At 46.5% G+C, this 3,144-nt stretch carries 1 protein-coding gene and 1 pseudogene; both read right to left on the bottom strand.

The window, feature by feature from the left end; all coding sequences use genetic code 11:
* Positions 1–216: 216 nt before the first annotated feature.
* Positions 217–2,907, bottom strand: a complete 2,691-nt coding sequence (locus tag J5224_RS24355; RefSeq protein WP_264627805.1) for a hypothetical protein — start codon at positions 2,905–2,907, stop codon at positions 217–219.
* A gap of 13 nt (positions 2,908–2,920) precedes the next feature.
* Positions 2,921–3,091 (bottom strand): annotated as a pseudogene (locus J5224_RS35850) (IpaD/SipD/SspD family type III secretion system needle tip protein); the annotation flags it as partial.
* Positions 3,092–3,144: the final 53 nt, after the last annotated feature.

Genomic DNA, 3,144 nt, shown 5'->3' with positions numbered 1-3,144 from the left:
GTGAATCAGCCAATAGATCATAGTATAGGTGTTTCTCCGGCAGTACATCCACAGAGGAACAATTTATAATAGAGGAAACCACATTATTGATGCGGTCCTCAACGTCTTTATTCATTACAATTCCTTTTAAATCTACAGAGCGAGGCCATCAAGATTACGTCAGGCCCCTTTTACAAGGCTAAACAACAACCGCTCATCATAAAAGTATTTAAAGGCTTACTTTTTAGTAACCCTGTCAGTGTTGAGGTAAGATTGCTTTGCCGTAGCACCTTGCCTTCCTGTCCAAAAAGGACCTTTGTAGGGGGCGTTGCCCGCAGCAGTAGCCCTATTATTATCTCCAGACGATGCGACATCATGGCGCTTCGCCGAAGAGGGCTCTTTAGACGTGCTCGCGTTGGGCACGGTATCTGCCAGCAACACATTCTCTTCTGTTTCAACCTTAGTGGTTTCAGGTGCAACAGGTACTTTTTGCTGAGTGACACTTACGACGCGCTCAGCACTACTTGCAGCCGGAGTGGTTGCATCCGTGTTATTCACAACGCGTCTTTCACTGGTGTTGCTCAAGACCTCTTTGCTCAAAGGTTCAGCATCACGCCCGGTATTACGTTGCACAGTTGGAGCACGGCTGACGGTGGCTGCGTTTGAATCCGATGCATATTTCTTGAAATCAGCAGCGCCGGTCCTACCCGTTCTGCGCGGTCCGATATAGATATCAGACTTTTGCTGGTTGATACCCGCCGCCCCCGTCAACGACGGTTGTTGACGCGTTGCCTGTGTTGATAAAGTAGCAGTAGTGGCTTTTTGAGACGGTGTCTCAGACAAGTCTTGCGCTTTCTCGTTGGCTTTACTCCCGTCAAGCGCGACAGGTTTTTCTGCTTCTGTTACGTTTGTTCCTGGAAGCGGCTCTCGGCGTCCAACCGGTGTATTGGTTTCAACCATCGTTGTTTTTGCTGATTGCCAATAACGCTTAAACTCTGCGGCCCCTGTTCGTCCGGTCCTGTTTGGCCCGATATAGCCATCAAACGAAGGTTTATCACCCGCTTGTGATTGAGGCTCAGAGGATTGCACAATCGCTGCATTGCTTTTGGCTTTGGTTAACGTCGTAGCAAACTGCGCCCGTTGACGAGTGAATGAAGCGGCATTGAGCGCTTGATTCACTCCTCTATCGCTAGCAGGATTTTCTCCTGCCTTAACGTGAGGATTACGGTTACTGATATTCTCATCAGGTGAACGATCGCCATCGCTTTTTACCCCCGTGCCGGCATCGTTAGAAGGCGTAACGGGAGACGCATTCGTCTTATTAAACCGCCCGCTATCAGCGGTTATCGATGCAGACTGCTTGTATTGCTGAAATTGCGCAGCTCCCGTTCGTCCCGTGCTAAAGGGCCCCATATAAGTAGTCTGGTGTGCGGCCACCGGAGAACCATGGTTACCCACTACCGGAGGCTGTGCCCGTTGGACAGAAGTGCGCATATTCAGTTCGACATTGATGTCTGGCGTTAAAGAGGCCTCTCTTGGTAACGCCGGTCCATCGATATCATCAACCCCAGCATTCCCTCCCACGGTTACTGGAGGAGTCTGCGTTTCATTGGAAGGCTTGTTGATGTTAGCCGTAGTATCTGACGTGCCAGCCTTTGCCTCAGGCCCGTGCGGTTCATCACTGTGTCCCCTGGTATCAATATCACGGTCAGATTGCTTCTCCGGCGCATTCGTAACATTCTGATGCTGAGTGGCTGATGCAGTGGCAGAGGCGGGAGATTTCTCCTCTTGTCCGTTAGGTGGGTTAACAGCTTCCTTCATCGAAAAACGACTATTATCAGTAAAATGGACACTGTTATCATTAGTCGTAGTGCTGTAGTCATTATAAATATACGTTGGGCCGGGTGTTTCTTTGCTCATCCCATTATCTGGTTTTGAGGGTCCAGTGTTTCTAGTGTCATTAATCTGATCTGCATTCTCGCGTTGTAGAAAGTCCTTGAACAGATCTAATTTTATGGGTTGATGATTGAGCAGTGCATCCAGGCGATGAAAGTGGCTACTATCATTGATAGCACTTTCCATTCGATCAAAAACCTGCTTCGATTGACGAAACGAGATATCTTTCCATTTGCTGAGAAGCGTCGCTCTCTGGTTTTTATCTTGCATCATATTGATCTTACTCTCAACCAAACGATCAATAACAGCATTGTGATTTAAACCTTTGGCGATAACTTGAGCAGCATTTTTATTAACACGCGCATCAACATCCTTAAGCACACGGGTCCCTTTGAGTAATGAACCCGCAAAGGGTGAATTTGCTGTTAGCCCATGTTTATTAACGTTATCAACATAGAATTGAATATCTTTTTTAATTTCTGCGGTGTCAGGGGCAACAGAACGCGTCGATGAGTCGCTTAGCATTTTAAGCATGACAACGATTTGCTTAACTTTAGCCACTGCGACAACGTCGTTATCGGCTTTAGATAAAACGGTGAAAAACTTATCAAGACCTTCAATGCTGCCATCTTTACGCAAAAAAGCCATTGCATCGTTTTCACTTTGATTAATAAAAGTGAGGCTACTGTCCAATGAATCAAAAACATTATTAAACGCCACAGCGTCATGCGTGTTAGACGGTGACGCACCAATGTTTTCGCTCTTAGCCTCATTTTTATTTGAACCCGATCTCACATTTCTGACTTTTGCACCAAGCTCAGCGTTTTGGGTTCGCGTTGACAGCCTTGGTGAGCCCGATGCTACAGAGGCTTTTCCTGGTGGAGGTAAAAATTGCACCTTTGCTTGCGTTATCGTTTTTAATGATGCTACAGGGTTATTCCCGCCCTTACTGCCAACGCTGCCTGGAAATGTATTTGGGCGAATTGGTTTCGATATACCAGCCCCGATCATCGTGTTATTTGAAAAACTCATGATATCGCCCCCGTTAAACAAAGAATTGTTTATCGCACTCCAAAAGACTTGAAATTGTGCTACTCAATACTTTAACCAAATTATCAAAGGTTGAATGCGCGTTCGCAAACTTCTGCGTTAATGTTTGCATGCTATTTTGGATGTGATCTTTTTGCATATCAACGCCTGCCTGCCCTGCAGACCATTCTGCAGCGTTGAACGCCTTACTTTTATCTTACGCTCAGTTATCCATCTTCT

It is taken from the genome of Candidatus Symbiopectobacterium sp. NZEC135 (assembly GCF_025962695.1).
The sequence above is the reverse complement of the archived record's forward strand: the minus strand, read 5'-3'. Positions and strand labels throughout refer to the sequence as shown.

Excerpts from the sequence above, each read along its gene's own strand:
- J5224_RS24355 (WP_264627805.1), bottom strand. The coding sequence starts at position 2,907 with ATGAGTTTTTCAAATAACACGATGATCGGGGCTGGTATATCGAAACCA.